This window comes from Rhizobium sp. WCS2018Hpa-16 (assembly GCF_031843705.1).
GTDB classification, from domain to species: domain Bacteria; phylum Pseudomonadota; class Alphaproteobacteria; order Rhizobiales; family Rhizobiaceae; genus Agrobacterium; species Agrobacterium tumefaciens_C.
The window spans coordinates 145,567-164,427 of sequence record NZ_JAVTIX010000005.1 but is presented as its reverse complement, the minus strand read 5'-3'; the positions used below and the strand labels follow the sequence as shown (position 1 = coordinate 164,427).

Genomic DNA, 18,861 nt, shown 5'->3' with positions numbered 1-18,861 from the left:
GCTCACCACTTCAAGCGACATCGGAACCCCATATTTCCAGCTGCGTGAGCGCCGGAAAAGGTGATGGATCATCTGCTTTTTTGAGGTCGTGGACCCGCACCCATTCCACAATTCTGGGTGACATTGCAAAGACCTGCGCAGAGCCGGATTTGAGCAATGGAACGGTCAGTGTATGCCCATCAGAAAACGTCAGGCTGGCCTCACTCCACCACGCATCATGGGGGAAATCGGCTCGAATATACAAGGTGACCTGATCAATCTGGACGGGCCGTGCGAAATCAAGCGTTAACGCCGCCGTCGGATCCTGATTGATGCCCCAGCTGGTATAAGGCCAGAAGCCGTGGTCCGTATTGGCTTTTTCGCCATCAATGGCATTGCGGGCAGCAAACACGGCCTCTCCGCGCGTTTCCACATTGGCACTTGCATGGGGAAAGAGCGTCTTATTTTCGTGGTGGTCAAATGGGTTGAAGGTCAGATTCCGACGTGTCTTTGCCTCTTGCTGATCAACATGACAGACTGAAATTCGGTGCAAATTCCCTAGAAAAGCCTGGGGTGGATAAGTCTTGCGGGTCGCGCCGAAAGGAACAGGTAGCGAAAAATCGGTTCCAGCCATGAAAACACGCGCTGACGGCATTCCGGCATCAAGGCTGATATCCAGATGGCACGGCTCTGTTGTCTCAATAACGATCCTGTCACCTTGTGCATATTCGCTGCGATAAACCAGAATGGCCTCATCATCCGCGCTCGTTTGCGCCAGGACCATTCCCGTGGCGTCAACGACTTTCAATGTTAGCTTCATCAGCATTCTCCCTTAGCGGATGACAAGGCGAAGGCGATTGCCTTTGATTGGAATGAGTGTGCGGTAGATGGTTTCTGGCCAGGACTGGCGCAAACGCTGATCATCGATCTTGATCGCTTCAACGGTCGGGATACCTCCCCCCTCAACATCGACAGTTGCGAGGTCACCAATCACCAGTGCATCGCCACCAACAACGGGCATTTCTGCTGTCATGAGCGACAAAACGGCATCGCTGCCGCTCCTATGTTCATCGATGATCTCCACGTGCTGGCCGCGGACAAGCCGAACCGTTCGGGTGTAGCTTTGCACACCAGCCTCCGGGGGATAGGCCGCAGAAAGGTCGAGCGATATTTCGGCGCAATCGCCGCCAAAATCGACCTGAAAATTTCGAGCCGCAAAAACCGCGCCATCGGCCTGCATGACGCCGCCGAAGGTGGGAAGGTTGTGAAACGCCGACTGCATCGTCCAGATGTCATAGCGTTGCGGCGAGAAAGTCTTCGCCGTGTAGGTTTCCACTCCAACATCAATGAGAAGAGGCCGCCCATGTTTGTAAAGCGTGACGCTGCCGACATCATTGTGGTTATGGCTCTCGCCATTATTCCCGCCCTTGACGGCAAGATCGACGATGTCGTCGCGGGCAATCGCGAGTCCAATGCCGGGATAAAAAATGTCACGCTTATCAGGCGGCGCCAGCGAAGACTCTGTCAGTTCCTGACCCAGCAGGACTGCCTGCACCCGATACCAGAGGTTCCACTCATCCTGCATCAGCCGCTTGGATGACGTCCGCCACCGCTCTGCGGCAAAGGCTTGAAGCTGGGGGGATGCGATGGCTTTGCCGACCCAGTATTCACGCAGGCCACAGGTTTCAAACCGTGCCGGAGCATCTGCAAAGTTGAAGAACCTGTTGTCAGCGACGTACATGTGACTGATGAATTCCGCCATATTTCGAAGCTTGTCGTGCCTGAGAAGGGGCAACATGACGCCGGGTGCCGCCTCGTTGAGAACAGCGATAGCACCGAACATGCACAGCGTTGCATGCCCATAATACAAAGCACCCTCCTCGCAGGCACCATCAGCGGCATAGTCCTTTTGAAACGCATCGAGGCTTTTCAGTGATTGCTCCGCAACGGCGCGGCGCGTAGCCTGCCCGGTGGGGCGCAGATATGTGGCAAGCAGCACATTCTGCGTGATCCATGCCGTCCAGTTGTTCATCCGCTCCGCACCATCTCCCATCCACCAGAAGTGCCGCGTGAGGTACGGATCGGTTATGCGACTGTCGATTTCGGCGGATATCCGCGCAACCAGCGTTGGATCGAGCATTGTGTGGAGCAGATGCGACACGAGCGCCAGATTGGCCGCTGTTTCCGCTGCGAAAAGATCAATGACAGGGTTTTGCGGATCAGGAAGTGGCGTTCGCGGGCCACCCCTCACATGGGCATTGTGCGCTGGCAACTGCCAGCCACTCTCTTCGCAGATCAGCCACAGGCCATCCGTTATAGCGGCCAAAAAACGGCCTTCGCCTTCGATACATTCGCCCAGAACCAACGCATTGAGCTTGAGCCGACGAGCGAAATAAAGCGCCTCGAAGCGCGAGCGATTTCCGTTGGACGTATATTCCAGATAATCGCTTGCGAGAATGAAGGACCATGGCTCATCCAATGCCTTCACAGCCAGATCGACAAGCTGCGCACGGCTCTCCTGAGACGCACAAGCGCGGATCCGATCAATGGTGACATCCGCGGCAAAGTCTTCGAGCCGTTCTGGCAAGAGCGGTATCATTTCTGCAAACACGCCCTGGACCTCCCGCGCATCCGATATCAGATGCTCGCTCCTATCATACGTATTTTCAAATCTCCAGAGAATTTGTCTGATGTTATGCGAAGTTGTTTGACCAATGCGGATTTTGTGTTATCAAAACGGCAGGAGGCGTCAGGCTGAAAAGCTGATCGCAGGAGATATTGCAGCCGGTCTACGCCGATCATGACGACGGTTGACCGACAATGGGAGAAGTGCCGTGGCCATTACGACCGCGTCTGACACGCAGGCGGCCCCATACCGCAAAAAGAAAGTGCGTATCGTTTCAAGAAAACGGCGCAGACTTGAAAATGCGTTGATCGCCTATTCCTTCATTGCCCCGAATTTTCTTGGCTTTGCCATCTTCACGCTTGGCCCCATCCTCTTTGCCTTCGCACTGGCGTTCATGCATTGGGACGGCTCAAATGCGATGAGCTTTGCGGGGCTCGATAATTTCTGGCGCTTGTTTGAAGACAAGGCCTTCATTTCCGCCTTCTGGAACACGATTGTTTACACCGTGGTTTCTGTGCCGGCGACGCTGGCCTGCGCGCTGGGGCTTGCCGTCCTCCTTAACCAGAAAATTCTCGGGCGTGATTTCTTCCGTACGGCAATGTTCTTTCCCTATGTCGCTTCACTGGTCGCCGTGGCCGTCGTATGGAACATGATTTTCAACCCGGAAATGGGTCCGGTCAACATGCTGCTTTATACGCTTGGCATGGACCCTGCCGATATGCCCGGCTGGGCGGCAGACAGGCACTGGGCCATGGTAACGGTGATCCTCTTCGGCATCTGGAAGAGCATGGGTTACTACATGGTGATCTATCTGGCCGGACTGCAGGGCATCAATTCCGAGCTGTATGAAGCGGCGGGGCTGGATGGTGCCAATGCCTGGCAGAAATTCATCCACGTCACCTTGCCACAGCTGGCACCGACCACGTTTTTCGTCACCGTGATGCTCACGATCCAGTCTTTCAAGGTGTTCGATCAGGTCTACATGATCACCCAGGGCGGACCCGGAACATCGACGCTCGTTCTCGTCTACCACATCTATAGCGAGGCCTTCATCTCCTGGGATCTTGGCTATTCCAGCATGATTGCGTTGGTGCTGTTTTTCCTCGTGCTTGCCGTCACCGTCATCCAGTTCAAAAGACAGCGGGAGGACTGAAGCGATGCGCATCATGGGCAAAAAAGTCACGCTTGGAACAATCGCCGTGTATGCAACCATCATCGCCATCACCATCGTGATGCTGCTGCCATTTGTGTGGATGCTGTCTGCATCGCTCAAGCTAAGCCGCGATGTTTTCGCCTTTCCCATCGAGTGGATACCGTCGCAGCCGCGCTGGGAGAACTACACCGAGATCTGGACAAAAATCCCGCTGGCGCTGTTCATCTACAACACATCGAAATTGACGATCATCGTCACGATCATGCAGTTGTTGACGTCAAGTTTCGCGGCTTATGCCTTTGCGAAGCTGAACTTTCCCTACAAGAACACGCTGTTTCTGGGTTATATCGCCACCATCGCCATGCCCTGGCAGGTCTATATGGTGCCACAGTTTCTGTTGATGCGGGAATTCGGCCTCAACAACACGCACCTTGCGCTGATTTTGCTGCAAGCCTTCACGGCCTTCGGCGTGTTCCTGATGCGGCAGTTCTACATGTCGATACCCAACGAACTCTGCGAAGCGGCGCGCATTGATGGTATGAACGAGTACCAGATTTGGGCGAAGATCATGCTGCCGCTTTCCAAGCCTGCGCTATCGACGCTGACCATCTTCACCTTCGTCACCACCTGGAACGATTTTCTGGGGCCGATGATCTATTTGACGAAAACCGAACTAAAGACGATCCAAATCGGGCTTCGCATGTTCATCTCACAGTATTCAGCCGAATACGGGCTGATCATGGCTGCATCCGTCGTGGCGTTGATCCCTGTGCTCATCGTTTTCCTGGCGCTGCAACGTTTCTTCGTCGAAGGCGTCGCCTCTTCCGGGATCAAGGGCTGATATCATGCTGCAAGTTCCAAACACGCAACCCAACACGATCAGCGACGCCGAAATCAGTGCCGCGATGGCGACCGCTGTGGAGCAGGTGCGCCGCAATCTGCCGGAGTTTACCTACACGGCGCAGAACCATTCGAGCGTTGGTAACGTCTATCCAGCCGTTGCCAACAACCAGTGGACTGCGGGCTTCTGGCCCGGCCAGATCTGGCTTGCCTTCGAGCATACGGGCGACAAGGTTTTCCAATACGCAGCCCAGATACAGGTCCAGAGTTTTCTCCACCGTATCGAACATCGCATCGAGACTGACCACCACGATATGGGGTTTCTCTACTCGCCCTCCTGCATCGCCGCATGGAAACTTGTGGGCGACGAGGATGGCGCACGCGCCGCCCTAATGGCAGCCGACCAGTTGATGGAACGGTTTCAGCCTGTTGGCCAGTTCATTCAGGCGTGGGGCGCAAAGGGCAACCCCAATGAATATCGCTACATCATTGATTGCCTTCTCAATTTGCCGCTGCTCTACTGGGCAGCGGAGCGGACGGGTCGGGAAGACTATCGCACAGTTGCCCTGGCGCATGCCCGCACGACGCTAGCGCATTCGGTCCGCCCAGATGATTCCACCTATCACACATTTTACATGGACCCTGAAACCGGAGCGCCGGTGCGGGGAGTGACGAAGCAGGGATATAGCGACGAAAGCTACTGGGCGCGGGGTCAGGCCTGGGGCATTGCCGGCATGGCGTTTTCCTATCGCTATGAGCGCCTACCAGCCTATCGCGATGCTTTTGAGCGGCTGCTCGCCTTTTACCTGAAGCGTCTGCCAGACGATCTTGTGCCCTATTGGGATCTAGTCTTTTCCGACGGAGACAATGAGCCACGCGACAGTTCGGCAGCGGCTATCGTTGCCTGCGGCTTGCTGGAAATGGCCGATCTGGAAGAGCCCGAAAAGGCGGAACAATATCGCGATCTGGCCCGGCGCATGATGAAAAGCCTCGTTGATGGCTATTCAGTCAAAGACCCTGCGATATCCAACGGGCAGCTTCTCGACGGCACCTATTCGAAGAAGACACCGCACAACACCTGCCGCGGAGAAGGTGTCGATGAGTGCGTGTCCTGGGGTGATTATTATTATCTGGAAGCACTGACGCGACTTTCGCGCAAGTGGGCCTCCTACTGGTGAGCGCGTGAGGAAACAATGGCAAGCATTTCGCTGAAAAAACTGAACAAGACCTTTGGCGCGCTCAAGGTCGTTCACGATATCGATCTGGAAATTGCCGACAAGGAATTCATCATTCTGGTTGGCCCGTCAGGCTGCGGCAAGTCCACAACCTTGCGCATGATTGCCGGGCTGGAGGAAATCTCCGGTGGTGAGCTTCGCATTGGCGATGATGTGATGAACGACGTGCCGTCCAAGGACCGAGACATTGCCATGGTGTTCCAGAACTATGCGCTTTATCCACATATGACGGTCTACAAGAACATGGCGTTTGGTCTGCAACTGCGCAAAGCACCGCGTGATTTCATTGACGAAAAGGTCAAGGAAGCCGCCAATATTCTCGATATTACGCATCTCTTGAACCGCAAACCAAAAGCGCTTTCAGGCGGGCAGCGCCAGCGTGTGGCGCTGGGCCGTGCGATGGTTCGCAACCCGGAAGTGTTTCTTCTCGACGAACCGCTATCCAACCTGGATGCCAAGCTGCGTGGCACGATGCGCGCTGAAATTAGCAAGCTGCACAAACGGCTGGATGCGACCTTCATTTACGTGACGCATGACCAGATCGAAGCCATGACGATGGCGGATCGGATCGTTGTCATGAAGGACGGGCACATCCAGCAGGTGGATACACCGCAAAACCTCTACGACCGCCCCATCAACATGTTCGTTGCCGGTTTCATCGGCGCGCCACAGATGAACATGCTGCCGGTCACGATAATGCGCGACGGCGAACGTTTCAGTGTAGTCTTCGATGGCAAGCCTTTGCCTCTTCCCGCCAATATCGATGCCGAACGGCTGCGGCCTTATGAAAACAAGGATGTGATCCTTGGCATTCGCCCGGAGAATTTTCACGAGTTTGCGCCCGCCGATATCGATGCGGCCAATACCGTTCCGTTCAACGCATCACTGGAACTCGCCGAACCGATGGGATCGGAGGTTCATCTCAATCTTGTGGCAAGCGGGAAGGCACTTATTGCGCGCGTATCTCCGCGCTTCAAAGGCAAAATTGGCGATGACATCACACTCGTAGCCGACCTAACCGGCGCGCAGCTGTTCGACCCTGAAACGGAACGTTCCATTCTCTACTAAACCGCTGGGAGGCGCATGATGCAATGGCTTGAAGGACTGTGGACGAGGGAGGGAGCCGGGATCGAAAAGGATGCCCCGCGCGCCACCGGCCTTGCCGTGTTCTTCGACATTCTCAAACGGGAATGGTGGGAACTGGTAAAGCTTAATCTGCTCTTCCTGATAGCCAGCCTGCTTGTCGTAACAATCCCGGCGGCGACGCTGGCCATGGCGCGGGTTTCACGCTCCATCGTTGCGGATGAAAACACCTATTTGCTACGCGATTTTACCGAGGCTTTCAGGCGCTACGCGTTGCGCGGCACTCTTCTTGTTGCTGTCTGCGCAGTGATAATGGCTGCTGGCATATACGCCGTCATGACCTACGCAAAATTGGTTCAGGATGCGCTGATCTACAGCCTGCCCTTGGCTATCAGTATCGTCATGACCCTTTTTGTCGCCTTGGGCTCGGCCTACGCCATCGTGCTGACCGTCACGCACGAGTTTTCACTTGCAAGCCTTTTTCGGCGGGCGGCTCTTCTCGCATTGGTAAAACCCTTGCCCATGTTGGCGGCTCTGGCATTTGTCGCCGCGCTGTGGCTCGCGCATATCCTGCTTTATCCGGTGTCGGTCTTCATGCCCGCCACAATCAATTTCTCGCTTGGCATGTTTGCGATCTGCTTTGCCGCAGCGCAGGCGCAGAACTCTCGCCTTACAGGGACACGTTATTCACAAGATCACTAAAAATCGAACACAGTCCGGGAGGAAACCGACTATGGAATTCAACACCACACGACGTGCATTCGCTTTGGCCACCGCAGGCATCAGTCTAGCAATGAGCATGGGCGGCGCGGCCTTTGCGCAGAGCAATGCGCCTGTCACCCTCAAATGGGCGCTCTGGGATCTTGATAAGGGTGCCTATTTCAAGCCGCTGATGGATGCCTATAAAGCCAAGCACCCCAATGTAAGCTTTGAGCCTGTCGATCTCGGTTCGCAGGACTACACCCAGATGATCTCGACGCAGCTGACCGGCGGCTCCAAAGACATCGACATCGTCACCATCAAGGATGTTCCCGGCTATGCCAACCTTGTGCGTGCCGGAAACATCACCGATCTCAGCAGCTATATGAAAGACCAGAAGATCGATCCGAAAGGATATGGCGGTCTAATTGAGGAAATGACGGTCGACGGCAAGATCTACGCTTTGCCGTTCCGCTCGGATTTCTGGATCGTCTATTACAACAAGGACATCTTCGACAAGGCAGGCGTGCCTCATCCAACCAATGATATGACCTGGGCACAGTTTGATGAGATCGCCACCAAGCTCAAGGGCGGCATGGGGGCAAACCGCGTTTATGGCGCGCTGCTTCACACATGGCGTTCAACCGTTCAACTACCGGGCATTCAGGATGGCAAGCAGACGCTGGTGGATGGAGACTACGCGTTTCTGAAGCCCTGGTACGAACGCGCGCTTGCGCTACAAAAGAGCGGCGCAATCCCCTCCTACGCATCGCTGAAGACCTCCAACACCCATTATTCAGCGCTGTTCTTCAATGGCACCATTGGCATGCTTCCCATGGGAACATGGTTCATGGGAACACAGATCGCTAAGGTAAAGTCGGGCGAATCCAAAAGCGCCAATTGGGGCATCGTGAAGTTCCCGCATCCCGATGGTGTGGTAGCAGGCACCACCGCTGCGCAGATTTCAGGCCTCTCGGTCAATTCCAACTCCGCGCATAAAGAGGCCGCGCTTGATTTCATCAAGTTCGTGACCGGCCCAGAAGGTGCCGCCATCGTGGCCTCGACAGGCACATTCCCGGCGCTACGCTCTGACACTGTCGCACAGACCATCGCAGCCCTCCCTGGCTTCCCACAAGACCAGAATAGCAAGGATGCGCTGAAGGCGGGCAAAGCCTATCTGGAGATGGCCGTGAACCCAAATGCCGCAAAGATCGAGGTTGTTCTAAACCGCGTCCATGATGCGCTGATGACCGACAATATCTCCATCGAAGATGGCATCAAGGACATGGACGATGGCGTGAAAGCCATCAAGTAACTATCTGGCGGTCGCGGGGGCCTCTCGCGACCGCCGTTTTCATGATCCCAATTTGGAAGATTTGCCGTGCATCACGATAGCGCCAAGGCCAACCCGCTTTCTCACAATCCGCTACAGACGCGGGACGATCTTGCAAAAGCGGTGATGGATCTTTTCAATCCGCTTCTGCCGTATTTCTCTGAAGGTGGCGCAAGAGTGCGGCTGAGTTCAACGGGGGCAATATTCGATTTTCCTGCTGCCGAGCTTGAGGGTTTTGCACGGCCGCTTTGGGGTATCGTTCCCTTGGCCGCGGGCGGATATGACTTTCCGCATTGGGACCTGTACCGGCGCGGATTAGCAAACGGCACCAATCCTCACCACGACGAATATTGGGGCGATGTCTCAGACAGAAACCAACGATTGGTGGAACTGGCAGCCATTGGTTTTGCGCTGGCCTTGGTGCCGCAGCACATCTGGGAGCCATTGAGCGAGTCCGACAAACAGGTCGTCGCCGACTATCTTCTGGCTGCGCGTGAACGCGAGTTCGTTGACAATAACTGGAAATTCTTCCGCGTGCTGATCGATCTCGGTCTCACCCGGGTCGGGGTCACTTTCGACACGTCTAAGACGGACGCCTATCTCGATGAGCTGGAAGCGTTTGACATCGGCGATGGCTGGTACCGCGATGGGCCAGTGCGTCGGGTTGACCACTACGTCCCCTTCGCCATGCACTTTTACGGCTTGATCTATAGTGTGCTTGCCACTGGCGATGATGAGCGAAAAGCAAGATTGCTACAACGCTCCAGAAGTTTTGCAGCCGATATGCGACATTGGTATGGGCCAGACGGCGCTTCGCTCGCCTTCGGGCGCAGCCAGACCTATCGTTTCGCGGCAGGCGGTTTCTGGGGCGCGCTTGCCTTTGCCAATCTGGAGGCGCTGCCGTGGTCTCAGCTCAAAGGCTATTACATGCGGCATATCCGATGGTGGTCAAAGCTGCCGATCTGTGACCGCGATGGCGTGCTATCCATTGGCTATGGCTACCCCAACCTGTTGATGAGCGAGAGCTACAACTCCCCCTGCTCGCCTTACTGGGCGCTCAAGTTCTTCCTGCCTCTGGCCCTTCCCGCCGACCATCCGTTCTGGACAGCGCCAGAAGCCGAGCCTGAAACATTTGCCGAACCGATCCCTTTGCCCAAACCCGGAATGGTCGCATTCCACACATCAGGCAATGTGGTCGTTCTCTCTTCCGGCCAGCAGCATGACAAGATGCGGGGCGCGCAGGAAAAATATTCAAAATTTGTCTACTCCACACGCTATGCCTTCAACATCGAGGCAGACGACCGCCATTTTGCAGCGGCGAGCTTCGATGGCATGCTGGGTCTATCCGACGATGGGATTCATTTCCGCACACGCGAGACGATGGAAGAGGCACTCATCGCGGGCGATCATCTCTATTCTCGCTGGAGGCCGTGGCGGGATGTGGTGGTCGAGACATGGCTCATACCGCAAAACCCGTGGCATGTGAGAGTTCACCGGATCCAAACACCCTATGGGCTGGAAACATCCGAGGGCGGTTTTGCCATTGAGCGCGCTGACTTCAATCGCGATACGAACGAGATTGGCAACGGTAAAGCTGTGTGCTTTGGCCAGAAGGATATCAGTGCAATTGTCGATCTTTCGCCCGGCTCTCTTCGCGATCGCGTGGCTCATCAGGCGATAGCCAACACCAACCTCATCCATCCCCGAACACTGGTTCCGCAACTGCGCGGGGCACTCGCAGCTGGTGAAACCATTCTGATAACAGCTGCCATGGCGTTGCCTTTACACGACCAAGCCAAAGCGGCTCTCGCCAAAGCGCCGCCTGCGCCTGACATCGCCGCGTTGGAAAAGCTCTTCCGCGTTGAGGGCAAGCGGGTGGATGCGTTCGCGATTTAATCACTGATCAGGCGGTATCCGACACCGGGTTCCGTCTGAACAATCTTTGGCTGCGCTGGGTCACGCTCGATCTTCTGGCGAAGCTGGCCAATGAAGACACGCAGATAATGCAAGTCCTCTTCATGGGCAGGGCCCCATACAGAGGTCAACAGTGTGCGATGTGTGACGACGCGACCGGCATGCTGCGAAAGCAGGGTCAGCAGATCGTATTCCTTGGGTGTCAGCCGAATGGATTGGCTGTTTCTCGAGACGAGCCGCTGCACCACATCGATCAGCAACCCATCCGCATGGACGACGGTTGGCGCTTTTCCGGCATTTGCCCGGTGGCGCATGGCGGTTCTGATACGGGCGGTCAGTTCGCCAATTCCAAACGGCTTTTCGATGTAGTCATCAGCGCCCAAGTCAAGGGCAGCGATCTTCTCCACCTCGCGGTCGCGCGCGGAAAGTATAATGATGGGAATGTCAGACCAGCCGCGAAGGCTTGTTATCACGTCCTTGCCGTCCATATCCGGCAAGCCGAGATCAAGGATCACGGCATCTGGCGCAGCGGTGGCCACGGCTTTTAGCGCATCGGTACCATTCTCGGCCTCAATGACATCATAACCGGCGGCAACCAGCGCTGGCCGCAGAAATCGCCGGATCTGTGGTTCGTCATCTACGACGAGAATACGGGCAAGTGTCATGATGATCCCAAAGTCTGTTCTTTTTCCTCTATCGGGAAACGCATGACAATACGAGTGCCCCTCTTTCTCACAGCCGGGCTTTCAGCATGGATGCGTCCGCCAAGCGCCTCCACAAAGCCACGGGCGATAGAGAGGCCGAGCCCCGTGCCGGGTGAGCGCCCATCCGTTTTGGAGCGGCGGTAGAATTTCTCGAAGATCCGGTCGAGATCAACGGCGGGAATGCCTTTGCCCTGATCCGTGACTGATAAAACCAGCTCTCTGCCATCCCGGCGCGCATAGATATTGACGGGTTCCCCCCCACCATATTTTGCTGAATTATCCAGAAGGTTGAACAGAACCTGTTCCAGAAGCACGCTGTCGCCGCGCAACACCGGCAAATCCGTCGCGATGCCGGTTTCGAAACTCTGTGCGGGGAAGTATTTGCGCGCACGCTCGGTTGCCGAGCGCACGACATCACTGACATCTACCCATTCGCGCTTGGCCTGAAGAGTGCCCGTGGAAATCCTCGTCATATCCAGCAGATTGGCGACGAAACGGCTTAAACGTGCTCCCTCTTCCTCAATGGATTGCAAGAGATCGTCGCGGCTTTCAGGCGTCATTCGTTCACCAAGTTCCCGAAGACTGGTCACGGCGCCGGTGATGGTGGCAAGTGGTGTGCGCAAATCGTGGGAAATGGAGGATAAAAGGGCTTCGCGGTAGCGTTCGCTTTCCAGCCGCACCGCCTGTTTTGCGCTTTCCGATGATAGGCGCGCACGGTCGATAGCGGTCGCGGTCTGGTCTATGATGGCCGAAAACATGCGCTCTGCGTTGGAATCAAGCGGTTCGCTGCCAATCTCATAACCGCAGACACCGACAACACCATGCGGGCTGGTGAGCGGCCTGAACTGAAATCGGCAATTTGGCAATGTGCCGGTACCAGCGCCCGCTGCTTCCTTTCTCGAATTGGCCCATCGTGCGGCGGCTATTTCGGAAATGCCGAGTTCCGTATCGGGTGGCCATGCGGCTGCCGTTTCCAGCGTATCGCCGTTCGGTCGCAGAAGCACGATGTTGCGATTGATGCCTGCATGTAACTGGCTGACGGAAGCCCACAGCACCTCATCGACATCGGCAGTGCCGGAAAGCTTTCGCGCAAAATCATAAAGCGCCTGCATGGCGGCTGCCCGTGCCCGCGCCGTTTTTGCCTGATCGCGAATGCGCGAGCCAAGACTACCCGCAAGTACGGCAGCCACAACGAAGATAAAGAGCGCAAACACCTCATGCGGAGAGGCGATGGTGAAGGTGTAGAGCGGCGGTATGAAGAAGAAATTATAGGCCAACGCCGAAAGCATCGCCGCCATGAGGGCGGCGGCAAAACCGGCATAGGTGGCAGCACCCAGCACCGCGATCAGGAACAGAAGCGAGATATTTGGAAGATAGACAATGCGGTCAATCAGCGCCCCAAGCAGCACCGCTGGCAGCACGCATGAAAAGGCGATGCCGAAAGGCTTTGCCAGTGTCGGCAATGGCGGAAAGACGAATTTTCGACCGGTTTTACGCGACGTCTTATCATCCGCAGTAACAAGGTGCAGACCAATGCCGCTGGTTTCCTGCGAGAGAGCATCAGCGAGACTTGTGCGCAACGGATTTCGCAACCACCGCCGGCAGTGCGAACCGATCACGATCTGCGTTGCATGTTCGCGTTTGGCAAGCTTCATGATTTCCGTCACGAAATCGCTGCCCCTCACCCGGCGCGTCTCAGCACCCAGCTTCTCCGCGAGACGGAACGTGTCATCGATGCGCCGTAAATCGTCATCGTCCATCGTCTCCCGGTCAGAATGGGAAATATTGACGACCAGCCAAGGGGCATTCAAGCCCGAAGCAAGGCGGCTCGCCACCCGTACGACCTTTTCGGAAAGCGCATCTGCACCGATGCAAACCAGCAGACGCTCGGCGGTCGCCCATGGGCCTTCGATAGCGTTTTGCCTGAGATAGTCGATCATCTGATCGTCTACCCGGTCGGCGGTGCGCCTAAGCGCCAGTTCCCTCAGCGCCGTCAGATTTCCCAGACGGAAAAAGCGGTCGGCAGCACGCCTTGCGCTGGCTGGCAGATAGACCTTACCGTCTTGCAGGCGCGTGATCAGCTCCGCGGGCGGCAAATCAACGAGCAGCACATCATCGGCCTTTTTCAGGACGGTGTCGGGAATTCTCTCGCGCACATTGACGCCGGTGATCTGGGCCACAAGATCGGACAGACTTTCCAGATGCTGGATGTTGAGCGCGGTCCACACATCGATGCCCGCTTCGATGAGTTCGTCTATGTCCTGATAGCGTTTGGGATGCCGGAAGCCTTCCGGGTTGGAGTGGGCAAGCTCATCCACGATGATGATGGCGGGCTTTCGGGCCAGCGCACCATCAAGATCAAATTCCTGCAAATCCTTGCCGTGGTAGGAAACCGAAAGCCGGGGTAATATCTCAAGCCCGTCCAGCAGGGCGGATGTTTCGGTGCGGCCATGGGTTTCGGCAAGCCCGACGACGATCTCCGCTCCGTCAACACGTAGTCGCTGCGCGCGGTTCAGCATCGCATAGGTTTTGCCGACACCGGGGGCGGCACCTAAAAAAATCGTCAGCTTGCCCCGGCGGTCTTTCTCCGCCAGGGCAAGCAATGCATCAGGATCGGGACGGTTTGTCTCGTAAGGTTCGTTTATCGGCATTCGTATCAGCTCTTGAGCGCATCCAGCGCAAGGTTCAGCTCTAGCACATTCACGCGCGGCTCACCGATAATTTCAAGAGCCGCTTTTTCGGTATGCTCCAGAAGCAGATTTTGCACTTGTTCGGGAGTCAATTGGCGCGAAGCAGCCACGCGGGCGACCTGCGCCTGCGCAAATTCCGGCGAAATATGCGGATCAAGACCCGAGCCGGATGCGGTGACGCTATCGGCAGGAACAGCGCCCGTGATGCCTGCTGTTTTCAGCCGTTCGATATCAGAGGCCACACGGTCCTTCAGCTTGGCGGACGTAGTGCCAAGGTTTGAGCCGGAAGACGCAGCAGCATTATAGGGGTCAGGCGAAGTTGCCGAAGGGCGCGGCCAGAAATAGCGCTCGGACGTGAAATTCTGGCCAATCAGGGCAGAGCCGACAACAGCATCACCCTGACGAATGACGCTGCCACTCGCCTGCTGCGGCATGACAAGCTGAGCAATGCCGGTGACCGCCAGCGGATAGGCAACGCCGGTTACAAGCGTCAGGAGGATGAGAACAGTGAATGCAGGTCGAAGAAGTTTAAGCATGATTACACCAGATGCAGGGCCGAAACGGCGAGATCGACAATCTTGATTCCGGCAAAGGGCAGCAGCAAACCGCCCAGGCCGTAAATCAGGAGGTTACGGCGCAACAGGGCGGCCGCGCTGGATGGCCGGTATGCAATGCCCTTGAGCGCCAGAGGGATAAGCGCGATGATGATCAGGGCGTTGAAAATGACCGCGGACAGGATCGCCGATTGCGGCGAGGACAGGCCCATGATGTTGAAGGCAGCAAGCGCTGGGTAGGTGGTAACGAACAAGGCCGGGATGATCGCAAAATATTTGGCGACATCATTGGCGATGGAAAACGTCGTCAGTGATCCCCGCGTCATCAAGAGCTGCTTGCCGATTTCGACGATCTCGATGAGCTTGGTCGGGCTGGAATCGAGATCGACCATGTTGGCGGCTTCGCGTGCGGCCTGTGTGCCGCTCTGCATGGCCACGCCCACATCGGCCTGCGCCAAGGCTGGCGCGTCGTTGGTGCCATCACCACACATGGCAATCAGGCGACCACCCTGCTGTTCCCTACGGATATAGGCCAGCTTATCCTCAGGCGTTGCCTCGGCCAGGAAGTCATCGACACCGGCTTCGGAAGCGATTGCCGCGGCAGTGACTGGATTGTCGCCAGTGACCATGACGGTGCGGATACCCATGGCGCGAAGGGCTGCAAACCGTTCCTTGATGCCGGGTTTGACCACGTCCTTCAGGTGGATGACTCCGAGCAGGCGTTTGCCATCCGCCACACCCAGCGGCGTGCCGCCAGATCGAGCCACGCTTTCAACCGCCTGCAGAAATTCGCGCGGGGCGTCCTTGTCCGTCATGCCGGTAAATTTCAACACGGCATCAATGGCACCCTTGCGCAATTGATGAGCGCCCATATCCACGCCGGAAAGCCGGGTCTGCGCACTAAAAGCAATCGTATTGTCGACCACAGCCTTCGGTGCAGCAAGGCCGAACTCGCCAGTGGCAAGTGCGGCAATGGAGCGGCCTTCCGGTGTTTCGTCAGACAGGCTGGCGAGAAGCGCGGCTTCTGCCAGCTGGTGCTGGGTCACGCCCGGAGCCGGAATGAAATCCGCCGCCATGCGGTTGCCGAAGGTGATCGTACCGGTCTTGTCCAACAGTAGCGTGTCAACATCGCCAGCCGCTTCGACCGCACGGCCGGACGTGGCAATGACGTTGAAGCGAACGAGGCGATCCATACCCGCAATACCTATCGCCGACAGCAATCCGCCAATCGTGGTAGGAATGAGGGTGACGAGGAGAGCTGCCAGAACGGTTACGGAGAGGACAGTGCCGGAGTAGCCAGCAAGGCCCAAGATCGTAATAACGACGATCAGGAATATCAGCGTCAGGCCGGACAGGAGAATGGACAGGGCTATCTCATTCGGTGTCTTCTGTCGTTCGGCACCTTCGATGAGCGCGATCATCCGATCCACGAAGCTTGCGCCCTGCGGGGTGGTGATGCGGATTTTAAGCTGATCGGACAGAACCTGCGTTCCGCCCGTTACAGCCGAACGGTCACCGCCGGATTCACGGATGACAGGTGCGGATTCGCCGGTGATGGCGCTTTCGTTGACCGAGGCAACGCCTTCGATGACCTCGCCATCGCCGGGTATAAGCTCACCGGCATCGACGACGACGATATCGCCCACCGCAAGCATGGTGGCCGGAACGGACTGCGCCACGCCATTGGCATCGAGACGACGCGCGTTGAGATCGGAGCGGCTGCGCTTCAGGCTCTCGGCCTGTGCACGGCCTCTGCCTTCGGCCACGGCCTCGGCAAAGGTGGCAAACAGAACCGTAAACCAGAGCCATGCGGCGATCTGGCCCGAAAAGCCTGCTGTGCCGTTGGCAGTCAAAAGGTCACGAATGAAGATCACTGTCACCATGGCTGCCACGACTTCGGTTACGAAGATGACAGGTGTGCGGTAGAGTTGTCTGGGATCGAGCTTTACGAAGGCCTGCCGAATGGCGGGGATGACGATTGCAGGATCGAAAAGACCAGGTTTTGCTGGCTTTTGTGACATGAGTGTTTTCCTTTAGAAGGTCTGACCGGCCAGCATCGCGAAATGTTCAACGATGGGGCCAAGTGCCAGAGCCGGGAAATATTGCAGCCCGCCGAGGATGATGATGATGCCGATCAGGAGGCCGACAAAGAGCGGTCCATCTGTCGGGAACGTGCCACTGGAGGCTGGAACCTTGACCTTTGCGGCAAGTGAACCGGCAATGGCCATGACAGGAATGACATAGGCAAAGCGACCCAGAAGCATGGCGATGCCAAGCGTCGTATTGTACCAGGGCGTATTGCCGGAGAGGCCCCCGAAAGCCGAGCCATTATTGCCAGCCGCCGACGTATAGGCGTAGAGAATTTCAGAAAGCCCGTGAGGACCCGCCGTGCCGATGCTGGCAACGGCCATGGGCAGCATGGCCGACACCGCTGAAAAGCCGAGGATAGCAACCGGCAGAATGAGAACGGCCAGCATGGCGCATTTCATTTCCCGGCCCTCGATTTTCTTGCCCAGAAATTCCGGTGTTCTTCCCACCATCAGGCCAGCCACGAAAACGGCCAGAAGCGCAAAGACAAGCATGCCGTAAAGACCAGAGCCGACACCGCCAGGCAGAATTTCACCCAGCTGGATGAGGAACATGGGCACCAAGCCGCCAAGACCGGTGAAAGAGCCGTGCATGCCGTTGACGCCACCGTTGGAAAGGCCTGTCGTGACGGCTGCATAAAGAGCGGTCATGGCCTGACCGAAGCGGACTTCCTTGCCCTCCATATTGCCCTGAAGCGCATCGACGCCCAGCGATGTCAGGATGGAATTACCCGAAGCTTCCGCCCAGTAGATGACTGCCACACCTGATATGAGCAGGGTCGCCATGGCCGACAACAGCACCCAGCCCTGGCGGCGGTTGCCCACCATCTGGCCGAAGGTGTAGACGAGCGCGGATGAGACGCACAGCATGGCAAATATGTTGACGTAGTTTGCAAATGCCGTTGGATTTTCAAACGGGTGAGCCGCATTGGCGTTGAAGAAACCGCCGCCATTCGTGCCCAGTTGCTTGATCGCTTCCTGGCTTGCGACAGGCCCAAGGGAAATGACCTGCTGTGCACCCTCAAGCGTGGTTGCCGTGACCGTGCCATCCAGCGTCTGCGGCACACCCGTCCACACGAAAACCAGCGCGACAATGATGGCGAGCGGCACGAGAACGTAGAGCGTGGCGCGGGTCATATCGACCCAGAAATTGCCGAGTGTGGTGGCTTGCGAGCGCATGAAGGCGCGGGTCAAGGCCATGGCAAGCGAGATACCGACGGCAGCAGACAGGAAGTTCTGCACAGTCAGCCCAACCATCTGGCTCAAATGGCTCATGGTCGCTTCACCGGCATAGTTTTGCCAGTTCGTATTGGTGATGAAGCTGACAGAGGTGTTGAAGGCCAGATCCGCTGGCACGTTTGCAAAGCCCTGCGGATTGAGTGGCAGATAGGCCTGGAGGCGCAGGATCGCGTAAAGAACGAGGAAGCTTGCCAGTGAAAAGGCAAGCATGGACAGCGTATAGGCAAGCCAGTTCTGCTCTTTATCCGGGCTGGCGCCAGCGGCGCGGTAAATACCACGCTCAATGGGGCTTAAGACCGGCGACAAAATGGTTCGTTCACCTGAAAACACCTTCGCCATGTAAAGGCCCAGCGGTTTGACAACGCAGAGCACGGCGAGGAAAAGGAGGCTGATTTGCAGCCACCCGAGAATGGTCATGGACGTTCTCCCGAAAGGTCAGAAGCGTTCGGGACGCAAAAGCGTCACGACGAGGTAGACGACAAGAGCGCCGGCAACGGCCAGCGCGAGCAAAGCTTCAATCATGTCGCCCTCACAGCTTGTTCAGCGCGCGCGCATAAACGGCAAAGCCGATCAGCAAGGCACTGCCTCCGAGGATGAAGAAAAGGTCAGACATGTGGGTCTCTCCATTTGTTGAGAAACCCACCCTACGCCCTGACCACGTCAGGGTTCGATTGGGAATGCAGGCCCGCTACATAAGGAAAAAATAAAGATTCCTTACAGCTGCG

General features: G+C 56.7%; 15 protein-coding genes. 7 read left to right on the top strand and 8 right to left on the bottom strand.

The window, feature by feature from the left end:
- Nucleotides 1-10 precede the first annotated feature (10 nt).
- Together RQI55_RS16390 and RQI55_RS16385 are read right to left on the bottom strand one after the other, a co-directional pair.
- Nucleotides 11-799 (bottom strand): carbohydrate-binding protein, encoded by a 789-nt coding sequence (locus tag RQI55_RS16390; protein WP_243258258.1) that lies wholly within the window; start codon nucleotides 797-799, stop codon nucleotides 11-13.
- Nucleotides 800-811: 12 nt separating this feature from the next.
- Nucleotides 812-2,590: a heparinase II/III family protein gene (locus RQI55_RS16385; protein WP_243258259.1), complete on the bottom strand. Its 1,779-nt coding sequence runs from the start codon at nucleotides 2,588-2,590 to the stop codon at nucleotides 812-814.
- 277 nt (nucleotides 2,591-2,867) lie between these two features.
- Between RQI55_RS16385 and RQI55_RS16380 the strand changes: the two genes are divergently transcribed.
- The 7 genes from RQI55_RS16380 to RQI55_RS16350 all read left to right on the top strand — a co-directional run bounded on the left by RQI55_RS16380 (nucleotide 2,868) and on the right by RQI55_RS16350 (nucleotide 10,844).
- Entirely contained in the window at nucleotides 2,868-3,758 is an 891-nt protein-coding gene (locus tag RQI55_RS16380; protein ID WP_409233746.1) for a carbohydrate ABC transporter permease, read from the top strand.
- Between the two features lie 4 nt (nucleotides 3,759-3,762).
- On the top strand, nucleotides 3,763-4,599 hold the full coding sequence (locus RQI55_RS16375) for a carbohydrate ABC transporter permease (protein WP_243258261.1): 837 nt from the start codon (nucleotides 3,763-3,765) through the stop codon (nucleotides 4,597-4,599).
- Between the two features lie 4 nt (nucleotides 4,600-4,603).
- Nucleotides 4,604-5,776: a glycoside hydrolase family 88 protein gene (locus RQI55_RS16370; RefSeq protein ID WP_311273176.1), complete on the top strand. Its 1,173-nt coding sequence runs from the start codon at nucleotides 4,604-4,606 to the stop codon at nucleotides 5,774-5,776.
- 15 nt (nucleotides 5,777-5,791) lie between these two features.
- Nucleotides 5,792-6,901, top strand: a complete 1,110-nt coding sequence (locus tag RQI55_RS16365) for an ABC transporter ATP-binding protein (RefSeq protein ID WP_243258263.1) — start codon at nucleotides 5,792-5,794, stop codon at nucleotides 6,899-6,901.
- A gap of 18 nt (nucleotides 6,902-6,919) precedes the next feature.
- The gene (locus RQI55_RS16360) at nucleotides 6,920-7,618 is read left to right on the top strand and encodes a DUF624 domain-containing protein (protein WP_409233745.1); all 699 of its coding nucleotides are present in this window, start codon (nucleotides 6,920-6,922) and stop codon (nucleotides 7,616-7,618) included.
- A gap of 31 nt (nucleotides 7,619-7,649) precedes the next feature.
- Nucleotides 7,650-8,930, top strand: a complete 1,281-nt coding sequence (locus RQI55_RS16355) for a sugar ABC transporter substrate-binding protein (RefSeq protein ID WP_243258265.1) — start codon at nucleotides 7,650-7,652, stop codon at nucleotides 8,928-8,930.
- A gap of 66 nt (nucleotides 8,931-8,996) precedes the next feature.
- Entirely contained in the window at nucleotides 8,997-10,844 is a 1,848-nt protein-coding gene (locus RQI55_RS16350) for a DUF2264 domain-containing protein (RefSeq protein ID WP_243258266.1), read from the top strand.
- On the opposite strand, the gene RQI55_RS16345 is transcribed toward RQI55_RS16350, so the two are convergent.
- The 6 genes from RQI55_RS16345 to kdpF are packed head-to-tail and all read right to left on the bottom strand — an operon-like array spanning nucleotide 10,841 to nucleotide 18,658.
- Nucleotides 10,841-11,527 (bottom strand): response regulator, encoded by a 687-nt coding sequence (locus RQI55_RS16345; RefSeq protein WP_243258267.1) that lies wholly within the window; start codon nucleotides 11,525-11,527, stop codon nucleotides 10,841-10,843. The two genes, RQI55_RS16350 and RQI55_RS16345, sit on opposite strands and share 4 nt — an antisense overlap.
- Nucleotides 11,524-14,217 carry a sensor histidine kinase KdpD gene (locus tag RQI55_RS16340; protein WP_311273177.1) on the bottom strand — a complete coding sequence of 898 codons (2,694 nt, stop codon included), beginning with the start codon at nucleotides 14,215-14,217 and terminating at the stop codon, nucleotides 11,524-11,526. Before RQI55_RS16340 ends, RQI55_RS16345 begins: the two co-directional genes overlap by 4 nt.
- 5 nt (nucleotides 14,218-14,222) lie before the next feature.
- On the bottom strand, nucleotides 14,223-14,792 hold the full coding sequence (gene kdpC / locus RQI55_RS16335; RefSeq protein WP_243258269.1) for a potassium-transporting ATPase subunit KdpC: 570 nt from the start codon (nucleotides 14,790-14,792) through the stop codon (nucleotides 14,223-14,225).
- A gap of 2 nt (nucleotides 14,793-14,794) precedes the next feature.
- On the bottom strand, nucleotides 14,795-16,831 hold the full coding sequence (kdpB, locus tag RQI55_RS16330) for a potassium-transporting ATPase subunit KdpB (protein WP_243258270.1): 2,037 nt from the start codon (nucleotides 16,829-16,831) through the stop codon (nucleotides 14,795-14,797).
- A gap of 12 nt (nucleotides 16,832-16,843) precedes the next feature.
- The gene (kdpA, locus tag RQI55_RS16325) at nucleotides 16,844-18,553 is read right to left on the bottom strand and encodes a potassium-transporting ATPase subunit KdpA (RefSeq protein ID WP_243258271.1); all 1,710 of its coding nucleotides are present in this window, start codon (nucleotides 18,551-18,553) and stop codon (nucleotides 16,844-16,846) included.
- Nucleotides 18,554-18,571: 18 nt separating this feature from the next.
- Entirely contained in the window at nucleotides 18,572-18,658 is an 87-nt protein-coding gene (gene kdpF / locus RQI55_RS24235; RefSeq protein ID WP_065700206.1) for a K(+)-transporting ATPase subunit F, read from the bottom strand.
- Nucleotides 18,659-18,861 lie beyond the last annotated feature (203 nt).

What these genes read in the sequence shown, in the direction of transcription:
- RQI55_RS16375 (WP_243258261.1), top strand. Translation starts at nt 3,763, where the DNA reads ATGCGCATCATGGGCAAAAAAGTCACGCTTGGAACAATCGCCGTGTAT.
- RQI55_RS16345 (WP_243258267.1), bottom strand. Translation starts at nt 11,527, where the DNA reads ATGACACTTGCCCGTATTCTCGTCGTAGATGACGAACCACAGATCCGG.
- RQI55_RS16340 (WP_311273177.1), bottom strand. Translation starts at nt 14,217, where the DNA reads ATGCCGATAAACGAACCTTACGAGACAAACCGTCCCGATCCTGATGCA.
- RQI55_RS16360 (WP_409233745.1), top strand. Translation starts at nt 6,920, where the DNA reads ATGCAATGGCTTGAAGGACTGTGGACGAGGGAGGGAGCCGGGATCGAA.
- RQI55_RS16365 (WP_243258263.1), top strand. Translation starts at nt 5,792, where the DNA reads ATGGCAAGCATTTCGCTGAAAAAACTGAACAAGACCTTTGGCGCGCTC.
- kdpF (WP_065700206.1), bottom strand. Translation starts at nt 18,658, where the DNA reads ATGATTGAAGCTTTGCTCGCGCTGGCCGTTGCCGGCGCTCTTGTCGTC.
- RQI55_RS16370 (WP_311273176.1), top strand. Translation starts at nt 4,604, where the DNA reads ATGCTGCAAGTTCCAAACACGCAACCCAACACGATCAGCGACGCCGAA.
- RQI55_RS16355 (WP_243258265.1), top strand. Translation starts at nt 7,650, where the DNA reads ATGGAATTCAACACCACACGACGTGCATTCGCTTTGGCCACCGCAGGC.
- RQI55_RS16390 (WP_243258258.1), bottom strand. Translation starts at nt 799, where the DNA reads ATGAAGCTAACATTGAAAGTCGTTGACGCCACGGGAATGGTCCTGGCG.
- kdpB (WP_243258270.1), bottom strand. Translation starts at nt 16,831, where the DNA reads ATGTCACAAAAGCCAGCAAAACCTGGTCTTTTCGATCCTGCAATCGTC.
- kdpA (WP_243258271.1), bottom strand. Translation starts at nt 18,553, where the DNA reads ATGACCATTCTCGGGTGGCTGCAAATCAGCCTCCTTTTCCTCGCCGTG.
- kdpC (WP_243258269.1), bottom strand. Translation starts at nt 14,792, where the DNA reads ATGCTTAAACTTCTTCGACCTGCATTCACTGTTCTCATCCTCCTGACG.